The organism is Serratia sp. BIGb0163 (assembly GCF_024809935.1).
GTDB classification, from domain to species: Bacteria; Pseudomonadota; Gammaproteobacteria; order Enterobacterales; family Enterobacteriaceae; genus Serratia; species Serratia quinivorans.
The window spans coordinates 18,196-38,277 of sequence record NZ_JANUDZ010000008.1; the positions used below are offsets into that span (position 1 = coordinate 18,196).

Annotated in this window: 21 protein-coding genes; 20 read left to right on the top strand and 1 reads right to left on the bottom strand. The window is 54.3% G+C overall.

Annotation, left to right across the window (positions count from 1 at the left end; all coding sequences use genetic code 11):
- Nucleotides 1-38: 38 nt before the first annotated feature.
- The 20 genes from rsmG (at nucleotide 39) to M2406_RS21850 (ending at nucleotide 19,352) form a co-directional block, all read left to right on the top strand.
- Nucleotides 39-659, top strand: a complete 621-nt coding sequence (gene rsmG / locus M2406_RS21755) for a 16S rRNA (guanine(527)-N(7))-methyltransferase RsmG (protein WP_012147576.1) — start codon at nucleotides 39-41, stop codon at nucleotides 657-659.
- Between the two features lie 640 nt (nucleotides 660-1,299).
- Complete coding sequence (gene atpI, locus M2406_RS21760) at nucleotides 1,300-1,683, top strand: F0F1 ATP synthase subunit I (RefSeq protein ID WP_012004480.1); 384 nt, start codon at nucleotides 1,300-1,302, stop codon at nucleotides 1,681-1,683.
- 20 nt (nucleotides 1,684-1,703) lie between these two features.
- Nucleotides 1,704-2,525 carry a F0F1 ATP synthase subunit A gene (gene atpB, locus M2406_RS21765; protein WP_012004481.1) on the top strand — a complete coding sequence of 274 codons (822 nt, stop codon included), beginning with the start codon at nucleotides 1,704-1,706 and terminating at the stop codon, nucleotides 2,523-2,525.
- Between the two features lie 49 nt (nucleotides 2,526-2,574).
- On the top strand, nucleotides 2,575-2,814 hold the full coding sequence (gene atpE / locus M2406_RS21770) for a F0F1 ATP synthase subunit C (RefSeq protein ID WP_004093904.1): 240 nt from the start codon (nucleotides 2,575-2,577) through the stop codon (nucleotides 2,812-2,814).
- A gap of 57 nt (nucleotides 2,815-2,871) precedes the next feature.
- Nucleotides 2,872-3,342: a F0F1 ATP synthase subunit B gene (gene atpF / locus M2406_RS21775; RefSeq protein WP_004950476.1), complete on the top strand. Its 471-nt coding sequence runs from the start codon at nucleotides 2,872-2,874 to the stop codon at nucleotides 3,340-3,342.
- Nucleotides 3,343-3,356: 14 nt separating this feature from the next.
- On the top strand, nucleotides 3,357-3,890 hold the full coding sequence (gene atpH / locus M2406_RS21780; RefSeq protein WP_012004482.1) for a F0F1 ATP synthase subunit delta: 534 nt from the start codon (nucleotides 3,357-3,359) through the stop codon (nucleotides 3,888-3,890).
- 12 nt (nucleotides 3,891-3,902) lie between these two features.
- The gene (gene atpA / locus M2406_RS21785) at nucleotides 3,903-5,444 is read left to right on the top strand and encodes a F0F1 ATP synthase subunit alpha (RefSeq protein WP_012004483.1); all 1,542 of its coding nucleotides are present in this window, start codon (nucleotides 3,903-3,905) and stop codon (nucleotides 5,442-5,444) included.
- Nucleotides 5,445-5,502: 58 nt separating this feature from the next.
- A complete protein-coding gene (atpG, locus tag M2406_RS21790; protein WP_012004484.1) occupies nucleotides 5,503-6,366 on the top strand; it encodes a F0F1 ATP synthase subunit gamma in 864 nt (287 codons plus the stop codon).
- Nucleotides 6,367-6,398: 32 nt separating this feature from the next.
- Nucleotides 6,399-7,781: a F0F1 ATP synthase subunit beta gene (gene atpD / locus M2406_RS21795; RefSeq protein WP_012004485.1), complete on the top strand. Its 1,383-nt coding sequence runs from the start codon at nucleotides 6,399-6,401 to the stop codon at nucleotides 7,779-7,781.
- Nucleotides 7,782-7,801: 20 nt separating this feature from the next.
- A complete protein-coding gene (locus M2406_RS21800; RefSeq protein ID WP_004950490.1) occupies nucleotides 7,802-8,221 on the top strand; it encodes a F0F1 ATP synthase subunit epsilon in 420 nt (139 codons plus the stop codon).
- Between the two features lie 296 nt (nucleotides 8,222-8,517).
- The gene (gene glmU, locus M2406_RS21805; RefSeq protein ID WP_012004486.1) at nucleotides 8,518-9,888 is read left to right on the top strand and encodes a bifunctional UDP-N-acetylglucosamine diphosphorylase/glucosamine-1-phosphate N-acetyltransferase GlmU; all 1,371 of its coding nucleotides are present in this window, start codon (nucleotides 8,518-8,520) and stop codon (nucleotides 9,886-9,888) included.
- Between the two features lie 211 nt (nucleotides 9,889-10,099).
- A complete protein-coding gene (gene glmS / locus M2406_RS21810; protein WP_012004487.1) occupies nucleotides 10,100-11,929 on the top strand; it encodes a glutamine--fructose-6-phosphate transaminase (isomerizing) in 1,830 nt (609 codons plus the stop codon).
- A gap of 329 nt (nucleotides 11,930-12,258) precedes the next feature.
- Complete coding sequence (pstS, locus tag M2406_RS21815) at nucleotides 12,259-13,299, top strand: phosphate ABC transporter substrate-binding protein PstS (protein WP_012004488.1); 1,041 nt, start codon at nucleotides 12,259-12,261, stop codon at nucleotides 13,297-13,299.
- A 92-nt stretch (nucleotides 13,300-13,391) separates the two neighbouring features.
- Nucleotides 13,392-14,348 carry a phosphate ABC transporter permease PstC gene (gene pstC / locus M2406_RS21820; protein WP_012004489.1) on the top strand — a complete coding sequence of 319 codons (957 nt, stop codon included), beginning with the start codon at nucleotides 13,392-13,394 and terminating at the stop codon, nucleotides 14,346-14,348.
- Nucleotide 14,349: 1 nt separating this feature from the next.
- On the top strand, nucleotides 14,350-15,240 hold the full coding sequence (pstA, locus tag M2406_RS21825; RefSeq protein WP_026142604.1) for a phosphate ABC transporter permease PstA: 891 nt from the start codon (nucleotides 14,350-14,352) through the stop codon (nucleotides 15,238-15,240).
- A 48-nt stretch (nucleotides 15,241-15,288) separates the two neighbouring features.
- Nucleotides 15,289-16,065 carry a phosphate ABC transporter ATP-binding protein PstB gene (gene pstB, locus M2406_RS21830; RefSeq protein WP_012004491.1) on the top strand — a complete coding sequence of 259 codons (777 nt, stop codon included), beginning with the start codon at nucleotides 15,289-15,291 and terminating at the stop codon, nucleotides 16,063-16,065.
- An 11-nt stretch (nucleotides 16,066-16,076) separates the two neighbouring features.
- The gene (gene phoU / locus M2406_RS21835; protein WP_012004492.1) at nucleotides 16,077-16,811 is read left to right on the top strand and encodes a phosphate signaling complex protein PhoU; all 735 of its coding nucleotides are present in this window, start codon (nucleotides 16,077-16,079) and stop codon (nucleotides 16,809-16,811) included.
- 168 nt (nucleotides 16,812-16,979) lie between these two features.
- Complete coding sequence (locus tag M2406_RS21840; protein ID WP_012004493.1) at nucleotides 16,980-17,819, top strand: ABC transporter substrate-binding protein; 840 nt, start codon at nucleotides 16,980-16,982, stop codon at nucleotides 17,817-17,819.
- A gap of 77 nt (nucleotides 17,820-17,896) precedes the next feature.
- Nucleotides 17,897-18,610, top strand: a complete 714-nt coding sequence (locus M2406_RS21845; protein ID WP_259191356.1) for an amino acid ABC transporter permease — start codon at nucleotides 17,897-17,899, stop codon at nucleotides 18,608-18,610.
- Between the two features lies 1 nt (nucleotide 18,611).
- A complete protein-coding gene (locus M2406_RS21850; RefSeq protein WP_153858589.1) occupies nucleotides 18,612-19,352 on the top strand; it encodes an amino acid ABC transporter permease in 741 nt (246 codons plus the stop codon).
- Here the strand turns inward: M2406_RS21850 and yieH are convergent.
- On the bottom strand, nucleotides 19,345-20,010 hold the full coding sequence (gene yieH / locus M2406_RS21855; protein ID WP_115183502.1) for a 6-phosphogluconate phosphatase: 666 nt from the start codon (nucleotides 20,008-20,010) through the stop codon (nucleotides 19,345-19,347). The genes M2406_RS21850 and yieH overlap by 8 nt on opposite strands.
- Nucleotides 20,011-20,082 lie beyond the last annotated feature (72 nt).

The window sequence follows — 20,082 nt, forward strand, 5'->3', positions numbered from 1 at the left end:
ACCTGGCTTGCCGTTGTGCGCCAGTCTAAGGACTCATTGTGCAGAAAAAATTAGATTCGTTGCTCAAAGCGGCAGGCATTACGCTTCCCGATCGGCAAAAACAGCAGTTGCTGGGCTATGTCGGCATGCTGGATAAGTGGAACAAGGCGTATAACCTCACTTCGGTGCGCGATCCGCAGCAAATGCTGGTTCGCCATATTCTCGACAGCATCGTAGTCAACCCGCATCTGCAGGGTAAGCGTTTTATCGACGTGGGCACCGGTCCCGGCTTGCCAGGCATACCGCTGGCCATTGTTCGCCCCGATTCCCATTTCACCTTGCTCGACAGCCTGGGCAAGCGTGTACGCTTCCTGCGTCAGGTGCAGCATGAACTGGGTTTGACCAACGTTGAGCCGGTTCAGAGCCGCGTTGAGGAGTTTCCTGCGGAGCCGCCGTTTGACGGCGTCATCAGCCGCGCCTTCGCCTCACTGCAGGATATGCTGTCCTGGTGTCATCACTTGCCGGCAAAAGGGCAGGGGCGTTTCTACGCGCTGAAAGGAGTACGCCCAGACGAAGAGCTTACGCAGTTGCCGCCGGGCATTGAGTTGGAATCAGTCGTACGTCTGCAGGTACCGGAACTCGAAGGTGAACGTCATCTGGTTATCCTTAAGGCAAACTGAGTTTGTTTTTGATCAAGTAAGCGCTAATTAAAAGATAGTGCCCATGGTTAAAGTAAGCAGGCTAATTAATGGGTGGTTTTTTTAGTTAATTTACTTTTTATTAACACAAAAATAGCCACCAATTGGTGACAATAGGGTAATTGCAGATCGTAATAGTTTCGTTAGCAACCATAAGTGAAGGATCTTGCTTTGCTGCTAATGTTAATTAGCTGTTGGAATATTATCCCTGAAGCTGTCAATAAAAGGTTTTTAGCGGGTAGACGGATTGTTTTTGAACAGTTAACTTGTAATATTCTGATTTATAATATCTTTTTGATCGCCCGATTTGCTAAAGACGCTTTGGTTGGCCGTGGGCTATAAATCAGAAATAGGTATTATTGTGAGCAACTACACGTTTCTTGCTGTAACACTGGAATAATCAGACAATTAAATGAGCCCTATTATTCCGACCGTTTTCTTGTGAAAATAGCCTGAAATGGGGGAATTTAAATAATTGTTCACCTTTTCGCTACTTATCGATTGAATTCGTTGGTATGCCCCGTATAATTTGCTCGTTTTTTGCTGCTTGACTCAGAGCAGTAAAGAAAGTTTTATACGTCACTCAGCATACCTCCTCAGGGGTACGGAGAGAACAAACGTCATGTCTGTGTCCCTTTACAGCGGAAAAGTTGCTCGCAAATTGCTGTTTCTGCAGTTAATGACTTTTGTTCTGATCAGCGCTGCTTTCGGTCTGAAAAGCCTGGAATGGAGCGGTTCGGCATTGGCGGGCGGTCTCGCTGCCTGGTTGCCGAGCACCATGTTTATGCTGTTTGCCTTGCGCCATCAGGCGCAGACGCCGGCACCCGGTCGGGTTGCCTGGTCGTTCGCCATCGGCGAGGGATTAAAGGTCCTGATCACCATAGTTTTGTTGATCGTGGCGCTTGGGGTGTTTAAAGCGGCGTTTGTACCGCTTGGCCTGACCTATTTAGCGGTGTTAGTGGTGCAGATAGTGGCACCGGCCGTGATTAACAGTTACCGAACTTAACTAAAAGGGTAAGAGGCATCATGTCTGCATCTGGAGAAAATGGGACTGCAAAGGACTATATCAGCCACCATCTGAATAACCTTCAGTTGGATCTGCGTACTTTTCAGTTAGTTGAACCACACTCTGGTACCCCGACATTCTGGACGTTGAACATTGACTCATTGTTCTTCTCTGTGGTGTTGGGCGCGCTGTTCTTGTTTATCTTCAAGAAAGTAGCCAATACAGCCACCAGCGGTGTACCGGGGAAACTTCAAACTGCCGTCGAACTTATCATGGGCTTCGTCGACAGTAGCGTTCGTGATATGTATCACGGCAAGAGCAAGGTTATTGCTCCGCTGGCGCTGACCGTGTTTGTCTGGGTATTCCTGATGAACATGATGGATCTGCTGCCAATCGATCTGCTGCCGTTTATTGGCGAACATGTGTTTGGTTTGCCGGCACTGCGTGTCGTCCCTACCGCAGACGTGAGTATTACACTGTCGATGGCGTTGGGCGTATTTATCCTGATTCTGTTCTATAGCATCAAAATGAAAGGCGTTGGTGGGTTCGTTAAAGAGTTGACCATGCAGCCGTTCAACCATCCGTTATTCATTCCAATCAACCTGATTCTTGAAGGTGTCAGCCTGCTGTCCAAGCCTGTTTCACTGGGCCTGCGACTGTTCGGCAACATGTATGCGGGTGAGTTGATCTTCATCCTGATTGCCGGTTTGTTGCCGTGGTGGTCACAGTGGCTTCTGAATGTGCCTTGGGCTATTTTCCACATCCTGATCATTACGCTTCAAGCCTTTATTTTCATGGTTCTGACGATTGTCTATCTCTCGATGGCATCTGAAGAGCACTGATTTTCTTAAAACACTTGTACTTTTAAACTGAAACAAACTGGAGACTGTCATGGAAAACCTGAGTATGGATCTGCTGTACATGGCTGCCGCTGTGATGATGGGTTTAGCGGCAATCGGTGCTGCGATCGGTATCGGCATCCTGGGTGGTAAATTCTTGGAAGGCGCTGCACGTCAGCCTGACCTGATTCCTTTGCTGCGTACACAGTTCTTTATCGTTATGGGTCTGGTTGACGCCATCCCGATGATCGCTGTTGGTCTGGGTCTGTACGTGATGTTTGCTGTCGCGTAAGTAGAGAACTTCTCTACACTGAAACCACACTATTAACTTTTAAAGAGGCATTGTGCTGTGAATCTTAACGCAACAATCCTCGGCCAGGCCATCGCGTTCGTTCTGTTTGTCTGGTTCTGCATGAAGTACGTATGGCCGCCGATCATGGCAGCCATCGAGAAGCGTCAGGGAGAAATTGCTGACGGTCTCGCTTCTGCAGAACGTGCCAAAAAAGATTTGGACTTAGCGCAAGCCAATGCGACCGACCAGCTGAAAACTGCTAAAGCAGAAGCTCAGGTGATCATCGAGCAAGCAAACAAACGCAAAGCTCAGATCATGGATGAAGCGAAAGCCGAAGCCGAGCAGGAACGTAACAAAATCGTGGCGCAGGCTCAGGCTGAGATCGAAGCCGAACGTAAGCGCGCTCGTGAAGAGTTGCGTAAGCAAGTCGCGATGCTGGCAATTGCCGGCGCCGAGAAGATCATCGAACGTTCCGTGGATGAAGCTGCTAACAGCGACATCGTTGATAAACTGGTCGCTGAACTGTAAGGAGGGAGGGGCTGATGTCTGAATTTGTAACTGTAGCTCGCCCCTACGCCAAAGCAGCTTTTGACTTTGCCGTTGAGCATCAAAGCTTGGATCGCTGGCAGGATATGCTGGCGTTTGCGGCTGATGTCACTCGCAATGAACAGATTTCTGAACTGCTGGCTGGTGCTGTCGCACCGGAGACGCTGTCCAGAACGTTCATCGCGGTATGTGGCGAACAACTCGACGAACATGGCCAGAACTTTATCCGTGTAATGGCCGAAAATGGACGTTTACTGGTTCTTCCTGCGGTGCTGCAGCAGTTCATCGAACTGCGCGCTTTGCTGGAATCCACCGTCGAAGTCGAGGTGCTCTCTGCGAGCGCACTGAACGACAAACAGCTGGCTAATATTGCCGCTGCGATGGAAAAGCGTCTGTCACGCAAAGTTAAGCTGAATTGCAAAATTGACAAGTCTGTACTGGCCGGCGTAATTATCCGTGCTGGCGATATGGTGATTGATGGCAGCGTTCGCGGTCGTCTTGAACGCCTGACAGACGTCTTGCAGTCTTAAGGGGACTGGAGCATGCAACTGAATTCCACCGAAATCAGCGAACTGATCAAGCAGCGCATTGCTCAGTTCAATGTGGTGAGCGAAGCTCACAATGAAGGTACTATTGTTTCCGTCAGTGACGGGATCATCCGCGTACACGGTCTGGCCGAAGTTATGCAGGGCGAAATGATCGCACTGCCAGGCAACCGTTACGCAATCGCATTGAACCTGGAGCGCGACTCCGTAGGTGCTGTGGTTATGGGTCCGTACGCGGATCTGGCCGAAGGCATGAAGGTAAAATGTACCGGCCGTATTCTGGAAGTTCCGGTTGGCCGTGGCCTGCTGGGCCGTGTAGTTAACACCCTGGGCGCACCTATTGATGGTAAAGGCCCGGTTGATAACGACGGTTTCTCTCCGGTTGAAGCTATTGCCCCTGGTGTTATCGAGCGTCAGTCCGTAGATCAGCCGGTTCAAACTGGCTATAAATCTGTTGACGCCATGATCCCAATCGGCCGTGGCCAGCGTGAGCTGGTGATCGGTGACCGTCAGACAGGTAAAACTGCCCTGGCGATCGATGCGATCATCAACCAACGCGATTCCGGCATCAAATGTGTTTACGTGGCTATCGGCCAGAAAGCGTCCACCATCGCTAACGTGGTGCGCAAACTGGAAGAGCACGGCGCACTGGCAAACACCATCGTTGTGGTTGCTACCGCGTCTGAATCCGCTGCATTGCAATACCTGGCGCCATATGCCGGTTGTGCGATGGGTGAATACTTCCGTGACCGCGGTGAAGATGCGCTGATTGTTTATGATGACCTGTCCAAACAGGCCGTTGCATACCGTCAGATCTCCCTGCTGCTTCGTCGTCCACCAGGCCGTGAAGCTTACCCAGGCGACGTATTCTATCTCCACTCCCGTTTGCTGGAGCGTGCTGCGCGTGTTAACGCCGAATACGTTGAAGCCTTCACCAAAGGTGAAGTCAAAGGCCAAACCGGTTCACTGACTGCTCTGCCGATCATTGAAACCCAGGCGGGTGACGTTTCCGCGTTCGTTCCGACCAACGTAATCTCGATTACCGATGGTCAGATCTTCCTGGAATCCAACCTGTTTAACTCCGGTATTCGTCCGGCAGTTAACCCGGGTATCTCCGTATCCCGTGTGGGCGGTGCAGCGCAAACCAAGATCATGAAAAAACTGTCCGGTGGTATTCGTACCGCGCTGGCACAGTATCGTGAACTGGCTGCGTTCTCTCAGTTCGCTTCCGATCTGGATGATGCGACCCGCAAACAGCTGAGCCACGGTCAGAAAGTGACCGAGCTGCTGAAACAGAAACAGTATGCGCCGATGTCCGTCGCACAACAGTCTCTGGTGCTGTTTGCCGCAGAACGTGGCTTCCTGAACGACGTTGAAGTCGCGAAAGTCGTGAGCTTCGAAGCCGCGCTGGTTGCTTACGCAGACCGCGAGCATGCCGAGTTGCTGAACCACATCAACCAAACTGGCAATTTCAACGATGAGATCGAGGGCAAGCTGAAAGGCATCCTCGAGACCTTCAAGAAAACCCAGTCCTGGTAACGCTCAGCGGCCTGCAGTTGTAAAACAGCAGGCCGTCTGGCAATGAGGAGAAGCAGACATGGCCGGCGCAAAAGAGATACGTAGTAAGATCGCGAGCGTGCAAAACACGCAAAAGATCACTAAAGCGATGGAAATGGTCGCCGCCTCCAAAATGCGTAAATCGCAGGAACGCATGGCGGCCAGCCGTCCTTATGCAGAGACCATGCGCAAAGTGATTGGTCACCTTGCGTTGGGTAATCTGGAATATAAGCACCCGTACCTGGATGAGCGTGATGTTAAGCGCGTCGGGTATCTGGTGGTGTCTACTGACCGCGGTCTCTGTGGTGGCTTGAACATTAACCTGTTCAAGCGCCTGTTGGCAGAGATGAAAGGCTGGTCCGAAAAAGGTGTCGAAACAGATTTGGCACTGATTGGCTCTAAAGCGGCTTCTTTCTTTGGTTCCGTGGGCGGCAACGTGGTTGCCCAGGTCACCGGCATGGGGGATAACCCTTCCCTGTCGGAGCTGATCGGACCGGTGAAAGTGATGCTGCAAGCCTACGACGAAGGTCGTTTGGACAAGCTGTACATTGTCAGTAACAAATTTATCAATACGATGTCCCAAGAACCACAGATCGTTCAGCTGCTGCCGTTGCCGCCTGCCGAAGACGGTGAGCTGAAGAAAAAATCTTGGGATTACCTGTATGAACCCGATCCAAAAGTGCTGCTTGATACCTTGCTGCGTCGCTATGTGGAATCTCAGGTTTATCAGGGCGTCGTGGAAAACCTGGCCAGCGAGCAGGCCGCACGAATGGTAGCGATGAAAGCCGCAACCGATAACGGCGGTAGCCTGATCAAAGAGCTGCAGTTGGTATACAACAAGGCTCGTCAGGCCAGCATCACTCAGGAACTCACCGAGATCGTTTCGGGAGCCTCCGCGGTTTAAGCTAGGTTTACGAATTACGTAGAGGATTCAAGATGGCTACTGGAAAGATTATCCAGGTAATCGGCGCCGTAGTGGACGTCGAGTTCCCTCAGGATGCCGTACCAAAAGTGTACAACGCTCTTGAGGTAGAAAACGGTGCCAATAAGCTGGTGCTGGAAGTTCAGCAACAGTTGGGCGGTGGCGTGGTTCGCTGTATCGCAATGGGGACCTCTGATGGTCTGCGTCGCGGTCTGAAAGTCACTGACCTGGACCACCCAATTGAAGTACCGGTAGGTAAAGCTACCCTGGGCCGTATCATGAACGTATTGGGTGAACCAATCGACATGAAGGGCGATATCGGCGAAGAAGAACGTTGGGCGATTCACCGTCCGGCGCCAAGCTACGAAGATTTGGCCAACTCCCAGGATCTGCTGGAAACCGGTATCAAGGTAATGGACCTGATCTGCCCGTTCGCCAAGGGTGGTAAAGTCGGTCTGTTCGGTGGTGCGGGTGTTGGTAAAACCGTAAACATGATGGAGCTGATCCGTAACATCGCGATCGAGCACTCCGGTTATTCTGTGTTTGCGGGCGTGGGTGAGCGTACTCGTGAGGGTAACGACTTCTACCACGAAATGAACGACTCCAACGTACTGGATAAAGTATCCCTGGTTTACGGCCAGATGAACGAGCCACCGGGTAACCGTCTGCGCGTTGCTCTGACCGGTCTGACCATGGCGGAGAAATTCCGTGACGAAGGCCGTGACGTTCTGCTGTTCGTTGATAACATCTACCGTTATACCCTGGCCGGTACCGAAGTGTCCGCACTTCTGGGCCGTATGCCATCGGCGGTAGGTTATCAGCCAACGCTGGCGGAAGAGATGGGTGTTCTGCAAGAACGTATCACCTCTACCAAGACTGGTTCAATCACCTCCGTACAGGCCGTTTACGTCCCTGCGGATGACTTGACTGACCCGTCACCAGCCACCACCTTTGCTCACTTGGATGCAACTGTGGTACTGAGCCGTAATATCGCTTCTCTGGGTATCTACCCGGCCGTTGACCCGCTGGATTCTACCAGCCGTCAGCTGGATCCGCTGGTAGTTGGTCAGGAGCACTACGATGTAGCGCGTGGCGTGCAGTCCATTCTGCAACGCTATCAGGAACTGAAAGATATTATCGCAATCCTGGGTATGGACGAGCTGTCTGAAGAAGACAAACTGGTCGTATCCCGTGCGCGTAAAATCCAACGCTTCCTGTCTCAGCCGTTCTTCGTGGCAGAAGTCTTCACCGGTTCTCCGGGCAAGTTCGTATCGCTGAAAGACACCATTCGTGGTTTCAAAGGCATTATGGACGGCGACTATGACCACCTGCCTGAACAAGCGTTCTACATGGTTGGCACCATTGAAGAAGCAGTGGAAAAAGCCAAGAAACTGTAACGTCTTGAGAGGAGGGTGATATGGCTATGACTTACCATCTGGATGTAGTCAGCGCGGAAAAACATATGTTTTCCGGCCTGGTGCAAAAGATCCAGGTGACAGGTAGCGAAGGCGAACTGGGGATTTTCCCTGGTCATGCGCCGCTGCTGACTGCCATCAAGCCTGGCATGGTGCGTATTGTTAAACAACACGGTGAAGAAGAGTTCATCTACCTGTCCGGCGGTATCCTTGAGGTACAACCGAGCGTGGTCACCGTGCTGGCTGACACTGCTATCCGTGGAACGGACCTCGACGAAGCGAGAGCGCTGGAAGCCAAGCGTAAAGCTGAAGAACATATCAGTAGCTCTCATGGCGATGTCGACTATGCTCAGGCATCTGCAGAACTGGCGAAAGCGATCGCGAAACTGCGCGTTATCGAGCTCACCAGAAGATCGATGTAATATTTTGGCGCGTGCATAACGCAGCCAAAATTAAGAAAGCGGCCTATTGGGTCGCTTTTTTTTTGTTTTAAAATAAGCCTGATACCCCGGCAGGCATTGTGAGGTATAACCTTCAATAGAGGCTGGAAATGTCGCCGATCGCCGACAGTTATCCCCAGCGTCGGGTTACTGGATCCTTAACTTCGGCGTGCTTAGTGCCCCAAGGCCTGAGCTGGGTTCGTGCAGAGAAATATGTAGTAATATCGTCACTAAAGAGTTCTACTTTCGTCTATTAAAATGGAGTTATCAGGTTGCTTATGTCGAACAGCGCAATGAGTGTGGTGATCCTCGCCGCGGGCAAGGGAACACGCATGTATTCCGATCTTCCCAAGGTGTTACATCCGTTGGCCGGCAAGCCGATGGTGCAGCACGTCATTGATGCCGCGATGAAACTGGGCGCGAAAAACGTCCATCTGGTGTACGGCCATGGCGGCGACTTGCTGAAAAACACCCTGACCGACGGCGCACTGAACTGGGTGCTGCAGGCCGAGCAATTGGGTACCGGCCATGCCATGCAGCAAGCGGCCCCGCATTTTGCCGACGATGAAGACGTGCTGATGCTGTACGGCGACGTCCCGCTGATTTCTGTCGATACTTTGCAGCGTCTGATGGCCGCGAAGCCCCAGGGCGGCATTGGCCTGCTGACGGTGAAGCTGGCGGATCCGAGCGGTTACGGCCGTATTGTGCGTGAAAACGACCAGGTGGTGGGGATTGTTGAGCATAAAGATGCCAATGAAGCTCAGCGCCAAATCAATGAAATCAACACCGGCATCCTGGTGGCCAACGGCCGCGATCTCAAGCGCTGGTTGGGAATGTTGAACAACGACAACGCACAGGGTGAATTCTACATCACCGATATCATTGCGCTGGCCCATGCCGACGGCAAGAAAATTGAAGCCGTGCATCCGTCACGCCTGAGTGAAGTGGAAGGCGTGAATAACCGTCTGCAACTGTCGCGACTTGAGCGTATCTACCAGGCAGAACAGTCTGAAAAATTACTGTTGGCCGGCGTAATGCTGCTGGATCCGGCGCGTTTTGACCTGCGTGGGGAACTTGTGCACGGCCGCGACATCTCTATTGATGCCAACGTGATTATTGAAGGCACGGTCAAGCTCGGGGATAGAGTGAAAATCGGTGCCGGCTGCGTGTTGAAAAACTGCGTGATCGGCGATGACTGCGAAATCAGCCCGTACAGCGTGCTGGAAGATGCCGTGCTGGCAGCGGAATGCACCGTGGGTCCCTTTGCCCGCCTGCGTCCAGGCGCTGAGCTGGCGGTGGGTGCCCATGTCGGCAACTTCGTCGAAATGAAAAAGGCGCGTTTGGGCAAAGGTTCTAAAGCGGGCCATCTAAGCTACCTGGGCGACGCCGAGATTGGCGACGATGTGAATATTGGTGCCGGTACCATCACCTGTAACTATGATGGCGCCAATAAGCATAAAACCATTATCGGCGACGGCGTGTTTGTCGGTTCCGACACCCAGCTGGTGGCGCCAGTGTCTGTCGGCAAAGGTTCGACCATCGCCGCAGGCACTACGGTGACCCGTGATATCGGCGAAGACGAACTGGTGCTGAGCCGCGTCAAGCAGGTGCATATCCAGGGCTGGCAGCGTCCGGTCAAGAAGAAGTAACAACTTAGACTCCCTCTCCTTTTGGGAGAGGGCCGGGGTGAGGGGGCTGACGGCTCCTCACTCTGTTTTGCCCTGTGCTTTGGTGCAGAGTGCAGGGCAAAACATAATAATCCCCATTCTCTACAGGCTCGGGGACGCACGGTAAAAACCGGCAAAATCAGGTCAAGGCATCGAAAGCGCCCCGAAAGGCGTTTAATTAGGAATACAACTGATGTGTGGAATTGTAGGCGCAGTAGCGCAACGTGATATTGCAGAGATTCTGTTGGAAGGGTTACGCCGCCTTGAGTACCGTGGCTACGACTCCGCCGGTTTGGCGGTGGTGGATGCCGAAGGCAACGTCAACCGTTTACGCCGCGTGGGCAAGGTTAACAAACTGACCGAAGCCGCTGAACAACATGAATTGCATGGGGGCACCGGTATTGCTCACACCCGCTGGGCAACGCACGGTGAACCTACCGAAGCTAACGCGCACCCGCATGTTTCTGATTACATTACTGTGGTGCATAACGGCATCATCGAAAACCACGAACCGCTGCGTGAACTGCTGATCGAACGCGGTTATCACTTCAGCTCTGAAACCGACACCGAGGTGATTGCTCACCTGGTGCATTGGGAACAGCGCCAGGGGGGCACCTTGCTGGAAGTGGTTCAGCGTGTGATCCCTCAGTTGCGTGGCGCATACGGCACCGTGGTGATGGACAGCCGCGACCCTAGCGTGCTGGTGGCTGCGCGCTCCGGCAGCCCGCTGGTTATCGGCCGTGGCGTGGGTGAAAACTTCCTGGCTTCCGATCAACTGGCATTGTTGCCGGTAACCCGTCGCTTTATCTTCCTGGAAGAAGGTGACGTGGTGGAGATGACTCGCCGCACCGTCAACATTTTCGATAAGCAGGGCAACGCCGTTGAGCGTCCTGAAATCGAATCCCAGGTGCAGTACGACGCCGGTGACAAAGGTGCTTACCGTCACTACATGCAAAAAGAGATCTACGAACAGCCACTGGCGCTGAAGAACACCCTGGAAGGGCGTTTCAGCCAGGGCAAAATCAACCTGAGCGAGCTGGGCCCGCGTGCCGATGAACTGTTGGCGAAGGTGCAGCACGTGCAAATCATTGCCTGTGGGACGTCTTACCACTCCGGCATGGTTGCCCGCTATTGGTTCGAATCGCTGGCCGGCGTGCCTTGCGACGTGGAAATCGCGTCAGAATTCCGCTATCGCAAATCTGCCGTGCGTCCGGGCAGCCTGATCATTACCTTGTCGCAGTCCGGTGAAACTGCCGATACGCTGGCGGCACTGCGCCTGTCGAAGGAGCTGGGTTACCTCGGTTCACTGGCGGTGTGCAACGTGGCCGGTTCTTCACTGGTGCGTGAATCCGATCTGGCGCTGATGACCAAGGCCGGTACCGAAATCGGTGTCGCCTCCACCAAGGCCTTTACCACCCAGCTTGCGGTGCTGTTGATGCTGGTGGCACGTTTGGGCCGACTGAAAGGTATGGCGGAAAGCGTTGAGCATGAAATCGTGCACGGCCTGCAGGCATTGCCGGCGCGTATCGAACAGATGCTGTCGCTGGACAAAAACATTGAAGCGCTGGCGGAAGGCTTCTCCGACAAGCATCACGCGCTGTTCCTTGGCCGTGGCGATCAGTACCCGATCGCGATGGAAGGTGCGCTGAAGCTCAAAGAGATCTCCTATATTCACGCGGAAGCCTATGCGGCCGGTGAGTTGAAACACGGCCCGCTGGCGTTGATCGATGCCGATATGCCGGTGATCGTGGTGGCGCCGAACAATGAACTGTTGGAAAAGCTGAAGTCCAACATTGAAGAAGTGCGCGCGCGCGGCGGCCAGCTGTACGTGTTCGCCGATCAGGATGCCGGTTTCGTCAGCAGCGAGGGTATGACTATCATCCCGTTGCCGCACGTCGAAGAAATCGTGGCCCCGATCTTCTACACCGTGCCGTTGCAGTTGCTGTCTTACCACGTGGCGCTGATCAAAGGCACCGACGTTGACCAGCCGCGTAACCTGGCGAAGTCTGTCACGGTAGAGTAACTCGCTGCTGTTAACCTCTAAAAGCCGGCCACTGTGCCGGCTTTTTCATGATTGGATCAAATATGACAATGGTGCGACAGCAGGGATAAAAGTTGTCATATTCAAGCGGATAGGTGAGGTGGAACGGGTTTTTTCATTGATTAATTACTGAGTGTTTTATTCTTTAACTGACTGATTTTAAATGAGTAGATAGCACAGCGCCCTCACTGTAATATAACTGTCATATTTCGTACATTTAACTGTCACCAAACTGTCCTATTTTCCCTCCTGCAGCAATACTTACTCAAAACGACCTAGATCGATTTTTGAATACCCCATTAGGAGTGATTATGAAACTGATGCGTACCACCGTCGCCAGTATTGTGGCAGCGACTTTCTCCCTGACCGCCGTGTCCGCGTTCGCTGCTGCTAGCCTGACCGGTGCAGGTGCGACATTCCCCGCTCCGGTTTATGCCAAGTGGGCAGATTCTTATCAGAAAGAAACCGGCAACAAAGTTAACTATCAGGGCATCGGCTCTTCTGGTGGCGTGAAGCAAATCATCGCCAACACCGTTGACTTTGGTGCTTCCGATGCGCCTTTGAGTGACGAAAAACTGGCTGCTGATGGCCTGTTCCAGTTCCCTACCGTGATCGGTGGCGTGGTGCTGGCAGTAAACATCCCGGGCATCAAATCCGGTGAGCTGACCCTGGACGGTAAAACTCTGGGCGATATCTATCTGGGTAACGTGAAAAAATGGAACGACCCGGCGATCACCAAGCTCAACCCAGGCGTTAAGCTACCGGATCAGAACATCGCCGTTGTGCGTCGTGCTGATGGTTCAGGCACCTCGTTCGTGTTCACCAGCTACCTGTCTAAAGCCAACGCGCAGTGGAAAGAGAAAATCGGCGCAGGCTCTACCGTTAACTGGCCAACCGGTCTGGGCGGCAAGGGTAACGACGGTATCGCAGCCTTCGTACAGCGTCTGCCAGGTTCTATCGGCTACGTTGAATACGCTTACGCCAAGCAGAACAACCTGGCTTACACCAAGCTGATTTCTGCCGATGGCAAAGCGGTTAGCCCGACGGAAGAGAGCTTCAGCGCCGCTGCCAAAGGCGTGGACTGGAGCAAGACCTTCGCACAGGACCTGACTGACCAGAAAGGCGACAACGCCTGGCCAATCACTTCCACCACCTTCATCCTGGTGCACAAAGAGCAGAAAAACCCGGCTCAGGGCACCGAAGTCCTGAAGTTCTTTGACTGGGCGTACAAAACGGGCGCCAAGCAGGCTAATGACCTGGATTACGCCACTCTGCCGAATGAAGTGATCGAGCAGGTGCGTGCAGCATGGAAAACCAACGTAAAAGACAGTTCCGGTAAAGCGCTGTACTAACAACGCAGGGGCGCGTGATTCGGCGCGCCCCACTCAGTTTTTCAGGGCCTGACCCATGTTGGGCCTGCCAGGGTTAAAACAGAGAGTGATCTATGGCTGAGTACAAGCCGACCATGAAAGCACCGAGTAAAAATGGTGACGTCATCTTCAGCGCGCTGGTCAAACTGGCAGCGCTGATTACCCTATTGTTGCTGGGCGGCATTATTGTTTCGCTGATCTTCGCCTCCTGGCCGAGCATCCAGAAATTCGGTTTCTCCTTCCTGTGGACCAAAGAGTGGGACGCGCCTGCCGAACAGTTCGGTGCGCTGGTGCCGATTTACGGCACCGTAGTGACCTCGTTGATCGCACTGATTATCGCCGTCCCCGTCAGCTTTGGTATTGCCCTGTTCCTGACCGAGCTGGCGCCAAACTGGCTGCGCCGCCCACTGGGGATCGCCATTGAGCTGCTGGCGGCAATCCCAAGTATCGTTTACGGCATGTGGGGCCTGTTCGTGTTTGCTCCGCTGTTTGCCGAATATTTCCAGACTCCGGTTGGCGACGTGCTGTCCGGCATTCCGATTGTCGGTGAGCTGTTCTCTGGCCCGGCGTTCGGTATCGGTATTCTGGCTGCCGGGGTGATCCTGGCGATTATGATTATTCCTTACATCGCCGCCGTGATGCGCGATGTATTCGAACAGACCCCGGTGATGATGAAAGAGTCGGCCTATGGCATCGGCTGCACCACCTGGGAAGTGATCTGGCGTATCGTGCTGCCGTTTACCAAGAATGGCGTGATTGGCGGTGTAATGCTGGGGTTGGGCCGCGCGCTGGGGGAAACCATGGCGGTGACCTTTATCATCGGTAACACCTACCAGCTCGACAGCGCCTCACTGTATATGCCGGGCAACAGTATTACCTCTGCGCTGGCCAACGAATTCGCCGAAGCGGAATCGGGCGTGCATACCGCCGCGTTGATGGAGCTGGGCCTGATCCTGTTTGTTATCACCTTTATCGTCCTGGCGCTGTCGAAGTTGATGGTCATGCGTCTGGCCAAGAAGGAGGGACGCTAACGTGGCGACTATGGAAATGCAAAACAACCTGGCGCTGTTGGAAAGCCGTCGCAAAATGCAGGCCTGGCGCCGTCAGAAAAACCGCCTGGCACTGTTCTTGTCGATGGCGACCATGGCGTTTGGCCTGTTCTGGCTGGTGTGGATCCTGTTTTCCACCGTGACCAAAGGCATCGACGGCATGTCGCTGGCGCTGTTCACCGAAATGACGCCGCCGCCGAACACTGCGGGTGGCGGCCTGGCTAACGCCATCGCCGGTAGCGGGCTGTTGATCATGTGGGCGACGGTATTCGGTACGCCGCTGGGCATAATGGCCGGTATTTACCTGGCGGAATACGGCCGTAAATCCTGGCTGGCGGAAGTCATCCGCTTTATTAACGACATCCTGTTATCGGCACCGTCGATCGTCGTGGGCCTGTTCGTCTACACCATCGTGGTGGCGAAGATGCAGCACTTCTCCGGTTGGGCCGGGATAATCGCACTGGCGCTGTTACAGGTGCCGATCGTGATTCGAACCACTGAAAATATGCTGAAACTGGTGCCGGATACGCTGCGTGAGGCGGCTTACGCGCTGGGTACACCGAAATGGCGCATGATTTCCGCCATTACGCTGAAAGCCTCGGTCTCCGGCATTATCACCGGTGTGCTGCTGGCAATTGCGCGTATCGCCGGGGAAACCGCACCGCTGCTGTTTACCTCGCTGTCGAATCAGTTCTGGAGCACCGACCTGATGCAGCCGATCGCCAACCTGCCGGTGACCATTTTCAAATTCGCCATGAGCCCGTTCGCCGAATGGCAAGAGCTGGCCTGGGCCGGGGTGCTGTTGATTACCCTGTGTGTACTGGTACTGAATATCTTGGCGCGCGTAGTTTTCGCCAAGCAAAAGCATTCATAAAATTTTGAGCGCGGCCCTGGCGGCGCTGATGAAAAGAGAGAAGTCTTGATGAGTATGGTTAACGACGCTTCCAGCAGCAAAATTCAGGTACGCGATCTGAACTTCTACTATGGCAAATTCCATGCGCTGAAAAACATCACGCTGGATATCGCCAAGAACAAGGTTACCGCGTTTATCGGCCCATCCGGTTGTGGCAAATCAACCCTGCTGCGCACTTTCAACAAGATGTATCAGTTATACCCTGAGCAGCGTGCAGAAGGCGGCATCCTGCTGGATGGGCAGAACATTCTGACCGACAACTCGGATATCGCCCTGCTGCGTGCCAAGGTCGGCATGGTGTTCCAGAAGCCGACGCCGTTCCCGATGTCGATTTACGACAATATCGCCTTCGGTGTACGTCTGTTTGAAAAGCTGTCGCGTGCCGACATGGATGAGCGCGTGCAGTGGGCTTTGACCAAGGCCGCGCTGTGGAACGAAACCAAGGACAAGCTGCACCAGAGCGGTTACAGCCTGTCCGGTGGCCAGCAGCAGCGCCTGTGCATCGCCCGCGGCATCGCTATTCGTCCGGACGTCTTGTTGCTCGATGAGCCCTGCTCGGCGCTGGATCCGATTTCCACCGGTAAAATTGAAGAGCTGATCAGCGAACTGAAGTCTGACTACACCGTGGTGATAGTCACCCACAACATGCAGCAGGCCGCACGTTGCTCTGACTCCACGGCATTTATGTATCTGGGCGAACTGATCGAGTTCAGTGATACTGATACCCTGTTCACCGCGCCACAGAAAAAACAGACCGAAGACTACATCACTGGCCGTTATGGTTGATAGGATGCATCATGGATAACCTGAATTTAAATAAACACATTTCCGGCCAGTTCAACGCAGAACTTGAGCACATCCGCACCCAGGTGTTGACCATGGGCGGGCTGGTGGAGCAGCAATTGACCGACGCCATTACCGCTATGCACAACCAGGACGGTGAGTTGGCCAAGCGGGTGATCGAAGGCGACGCCAAGGTCAATATGATGGAAGTGGCGATCGACGAGGCCTGCGTGCGCATCATTGCCAAACGCCAGCCGACCGCCAGCGACCTGCGCCTGGTGATGGCGATCATCAAAACCATCTCCGAGCTGGAGCGTATCGGCGACGTGGCGGACAAAATCTGCCGCACCGCGCTGGAAAAGTTCTCGCACCAGCACCAGCCACTGTTGGTCAGCCTGGAGTCGCTGGGCCGCCATACCGTGCAGATGCTGCATGACGTGCTGGACGCCTTCGCGCGTATGGATCTGGATGAAGCGATCCGAATTTACCGCGAAGACAGGAAGGTCGATCAGGAATATGAAGGCATCGTGCGTCAGTTGATGACTTACATGATGGAAGACACTCGCACCATTCCCAGCGTGCTGACTGCGTTGTTCTGCGCCCGTTCAATCGAGCGTATCGGCGACCGTTGCCAGAACATCTGCGAATTTATCTTCTATTTCGTGAAAGGCCAGGACTTCCGTCATATTGGTGGTGATGCGCTGGAAAAACTGTTGTCCTCCGACGGTAAAGACGAGGAAAAAGAGTAATATCCCCTCGAGTCAGCTCTTAAAAGGCGCAGAAAACTGCGCCTTTATGCCGTTTAAAACCCCTAAAGACAAAATGGTTATAAATATAGCTTTTTATATTATTTCCTGACCTAAGTGGGTCTTGCTAGCGTAGCAGCCAGCAGGACATCAACCCCTTAGGAGCAACTCATGAAACATCGCGTTTTGGCCTTAACTTTGTTAGCCAGCCTGACCAGCCTCGCCACCGGTGCCGCGCACGCGGACAAACTCGACGACATCAAGAAAGCCGGCGTAGTGCGTATCGCGGTGTTCGACAGCAATCCCCCGTTCGGTTATATCGATCCGCAAAGCAAAAAGCTGGTGGGTTATGACGTTGATGTGGCCGATGCGATCGGCAAGGCGCTGGGGGTGAAGGTGGAGCTGCGTGCCACTAACCCGGCCAACCGCATTCCTTTGCTGGTGTCGAAAAAGGTCGATTTGATCGCCGCCAACTTCACCATTACTGACGAGCGCGCCAAGGAAGTGAACTTCAGCGTGCCGTACTTTGCTACCGGCCAGAAATTTATCGCCCATAAAGGCGTGCTGAAAACCCCGGAAGACATCAAAAAACTGCGTATCGGCGCGGACAAAGGCACGGTGCAGGAAATTACCCTGCGTGAACATTACCCAACGGCCAAAGTGATCTCTTACGACGACACTCCGCTGGCGTTCGTCGCCCTGCGTAACGGCAACGTGCAGGCGATCACTCAGGATGATGCCAAGCTGGTGGGCCTGCTCGGCAATCTGCCGGCGGCACAAAAGGCAGATTTCGAGATCTCGCCGTTCAGCATTACCAAAGAATACCAGGGGGTTGGCATTCCTAAAGGCGAAGATCGCCTGACCGCCAGCGTTAACGACACGCTGATCAAGCTGGAAAAAGACGGTGAAGCGGCGAAGATCTACGATCGCTGGTTTGGCCCGGAAACCAAAACCGCGCAGCCACGCGGCGACTTCAAAATCGCGCCTTTGGATCAACAGCCGAAGGCCTGATTTTCACGGGCTGAAATATGTTTGGAGGGGCGCAGCTTGCTGCGCCCCTGACGCATTTTGCAAGACAAGGATTGACCATGAATCTGGACTGGCTGCTGGCGCCGGAGTATCTGAGCTGGCTGTGGCGGGGTTTCCTGCTGACGCTGTGGCTTTCCGCCTGCGCGAGCCTGGCCGCCACGCTGTTGGGGTTTTTACTGACCGCGATGCGTGACAGCCGCCTGTGGGCACTGCGTTGGCTGGCGGTGGGTTACAGTTCGTTGTTTCGCAATACGCCGTTGCTGGTACAGCTGTTCTTCTGGTATTTCGCCGCCGGGCAGATCCTGCCGTCCGCCGCCATGCAGTGGCTGAATACTTCACATCAAATCGGCCCGCTTGAGTGGCCGTCGTTTGAATTTCTCGCCGGTTTTTTCGGTCTGACGCTGTACTCCAGTGCCTTTATCGCCGAAGAGATCCGTTCCGGCATCCGTGGTGTCGCCGGTGGGCAAAAATATGCGGCTAACGCGCTGGGATTAACCGGCTGGCAGGCGATGCGCTACGTGGTGCTGCCGCAGGCGCTGAAAATCGCCATGCCGCCGCTGCTGGGCCAGTACATGAACGTGATAAAAAACTCCTCGCTGACCATGGCGATCGGCGTTGCCGAACTGTCCTATGCTTCGCGTCAGGTGGAAACCGAGACGCTGCGCACCTTCCAGGCGTTTGGCGTGGCGACGGTGCTGTACATCGCCATCATTGCCCTGTTGGAAGGCTGGGGTATGTGGCGACAGCAGCGTAAACCGCTGAGAGGGCATTAAGATGGATTTCAGCGTCATTTACGATAATCTGGGTTATCTGCTGTGGGGCACCTGGCCGGACGGCCCGCTGGGCGGCGCAGCGCTGACGTTGGCGATCAGCCTGATGGCCGGTGTGGCTTCGGCCATTATCGGCACGCTGTTGGGGGTGGCACTGGCGATGTCACGCGGCGTAGCGGCCGGGTTACTGGCCATGCTGCTGGGGTTTTTCCGCGCCATTCCGGTGATCATGCTGATTTTCTGGACCTATTTCCTGTTACCGATCGTTTTTGGCGTGGATATTCCGGAAATCACCACCGTGGTTTGCGCCCTGGCGCTGATCGCCTCGGCCTATCTGGCTCACGCGGTGAAGGCGGGGATCATCGCTATCGGCCCCGGCCAGTGGCAGGCGGGTTTGTCTCTGGGATTGACCCGTTGGCAAACGCTGCGAATGATCGTGCTGCCGCAGGCGCTGCGCATGATGGTGCCTTCGTTTATCAACCAGTGGATTTCGTTGATCAAGGACACTTCGCTGGCCTATATCGTCGGCGTCGGTGAGCTGACGTTCCTGGCGACCCAGGTCAACAACCGCAGCATGGTGTACCCGATGGAAGTCTTCCTGTTTATCGCCCTGGTGTACTTTGTGTTTTGTCTGGCGCTGGATCTGCTGGCCAATGCGGTCAACCGCCGCTTTAGCCCGCAGACCCGGGCGTTGAAACGCTCATGGCGCTGGTGGCGCAATAAGCCGCCGTTGCCGGCTAGCTAGTCAACTGCCAGCCGCGTTCACGCCACAGCGCAGGTAATTGCGCCAAATCGTCGAATGCGGTGACCAGCGGATGGTCGATCGGTTGGTTGTGCGGATCGGCGCAGAAGTAAAATACCGGGATCCCGGCGGCGATCCCCGCCTGCGCACCGGCAGCGGAGTCGTCCACCAGGATGCAACGCTCCACCGGCACCCGCATTTTTTCGGCGGCGTGAAACACGATCGCCGGGTCCGGTTTCCAGCGCTGAATGTCATAGCCGCTGAACAACCGGTCATCAAAATAGTGCAGCATGTCGGTCAGGCCGAGCGAGTGCTGCATTTTGCTGACCGGGCCGTTAGACACGGTACACATTGGTACTGTCACCTGCGCCAGCAGCTCGCGCGCACCGGCAATCTGCCGCAGTTCGCTGTCAAACAGACGGGCCACTTCCTGACGGTATAAAGGCTCCAGCTCTTCCTTCGGCAAGGCGACGCCGTGCTCCGCATTAACCTGTTCGATAATCTCGTACAGCTTTACCCCTTTGTACTTCCTGAATACCTCATCCAGCGAAAGGTGAATGCCATAGTGGGCAAACATGTGCACATAGGCTTTGCTGCACAGCACTTCGCTGTCCACCAGCGTGCCGTCGCAATCAAACAAAATACAGTCAATTTGGTTCATCAGGGGCCGTGTCCTTCGGTTATGCGGTGATAATGCCACTTTAACCGCATCAGGCAGGATTGCGACCCCAGA

What these genes read in the sequence shown, in the direction of transcription:
- phoU (WP_012004492.1), top strand. Translation starts at nt 16,077, where the DNA reads ATGGATAACCTGAATTTAAATAAACACATTTCCGGCCAGTTCAACGCA.
- M2406_RS21800 (WP_004950490.1), top strand. Translation starts at nt 7,802, where the DNA reads ATGGCTATGACTTACCATCTGGATGTAGTCAGCGCGGAAAAACATATG.
- atpE (WP_004093904.1), top strand. Translation starts at nt 2,575, where the DNA reads ATGGAAAACCTGAGTATGGATCTGCTGTACATGGCTGCCGCTGTGATG.
- atpH (WP_012004482.1), top strand. Translation starts at nt 3,357, where the DNA reads ATGTCTGAATTTGTAACTGTAGCTCGCCCCTACGCCAAAGCAGCTTTT.
- atpI (WP_012004480.1), top strand. Translation starts at nt 1,300, where the DNA reads ATGTCTGTGTCCCTTTACAGCGGAAAAGTTGCTCGCAAATTGCTGTTT.
- glmS (WP_012004487.1), top strand. Translation starts at nt 10,100, where the DNA reads ATGTGTGGAATTGTAGGCGCAGTAGCGCAACGTGATATTGCAGAGATT.
- atpB (WP_012004481.1), top strand. Translation starts at nt 1,704, where the DNA reads ATGTCTGCATCTGGAGAAAATGGGACTGCAAAGGACTATATCAGCCAC.
- M2406_RS21845 (WP_259191356.1), top strand. Translation starts at nt 17,897, where the DNA reads ATGAATCTGGACTGGCTGCTGGCGCCGGAGTATCTGAGCTGGCTGTGG.
- pstB (WP_012004491.1), top strand. Translation starts at nt 15,289, where the DNA reads ATGAGTATGGTTAACGACGCTTCCAGCAGCAAAATTCAGGTACGCGAT.
- M2406_RS21850 (WP_153858589.1), top strand. Translation starts at nt 18,612, where the DNA reads ATGGATTTCAGCGTCATTTACGATAATCTGGGTTATCTGCTGTGGGGC.
- glmU (WP_012004486.1), top strand. Translation starts at nt 8,518, where the DNA reads ATGTCGAACAGCGCAATGAGTGTGGTGATCCTCGCCGCGGGCAAGGGA.
- atpA (WP_012004483.1), top strand. Translation starts at nt 3,903, where the DNA reads ATGCAACTGAATTCCACCGAAATCAGCGAACTGATCAAGCAGCGCATT.
- atpG (WP_012004484.1), top strand. Translation starts at nt 5,503, where the DNA reads ATGGCCGGCGCAAAAGAGATACGTAGTAAGATCGCGAGCGTGCAAAAC.
- pstS (WP_012004488.1), top strand. Translation starts at nt 12,259, where the DNA reads ATGAAACTGATGCGTACCACCGTCGCCAGTATTGTGGCAGCGACTTTC.
- pstC (WP_012004489.1), top strand. Translation starts at nt 13,392, where the DNA reads ATGGCTGAGTACAAGCCGACCATGAAAGCACCGAGTAAAAATGGTGAC.
- M2406_RS21840 (WP_012004493.1), top strand. Translation starts at nt 16,980, where the DNA reads ATGAAACATCGCGTTTTGGCCTTAACTTTGTTAGCCAGCCTGACCAGC.
- yieH (WP_115183502.1), bottom strand. Translation starts at nt 20,010, where the DNA reads ATGAACCAAATTGACTGTATTTTGTTTGATTGCGACGGCACGCTGGTG.
- atpD (WP_012004485.1), top strand. Translation starts at nt 6,399, where the DNA reads ATGGCTACTGGAAAGATTATCCAGGTAATCGGCGCCGTAGTGGACGTC.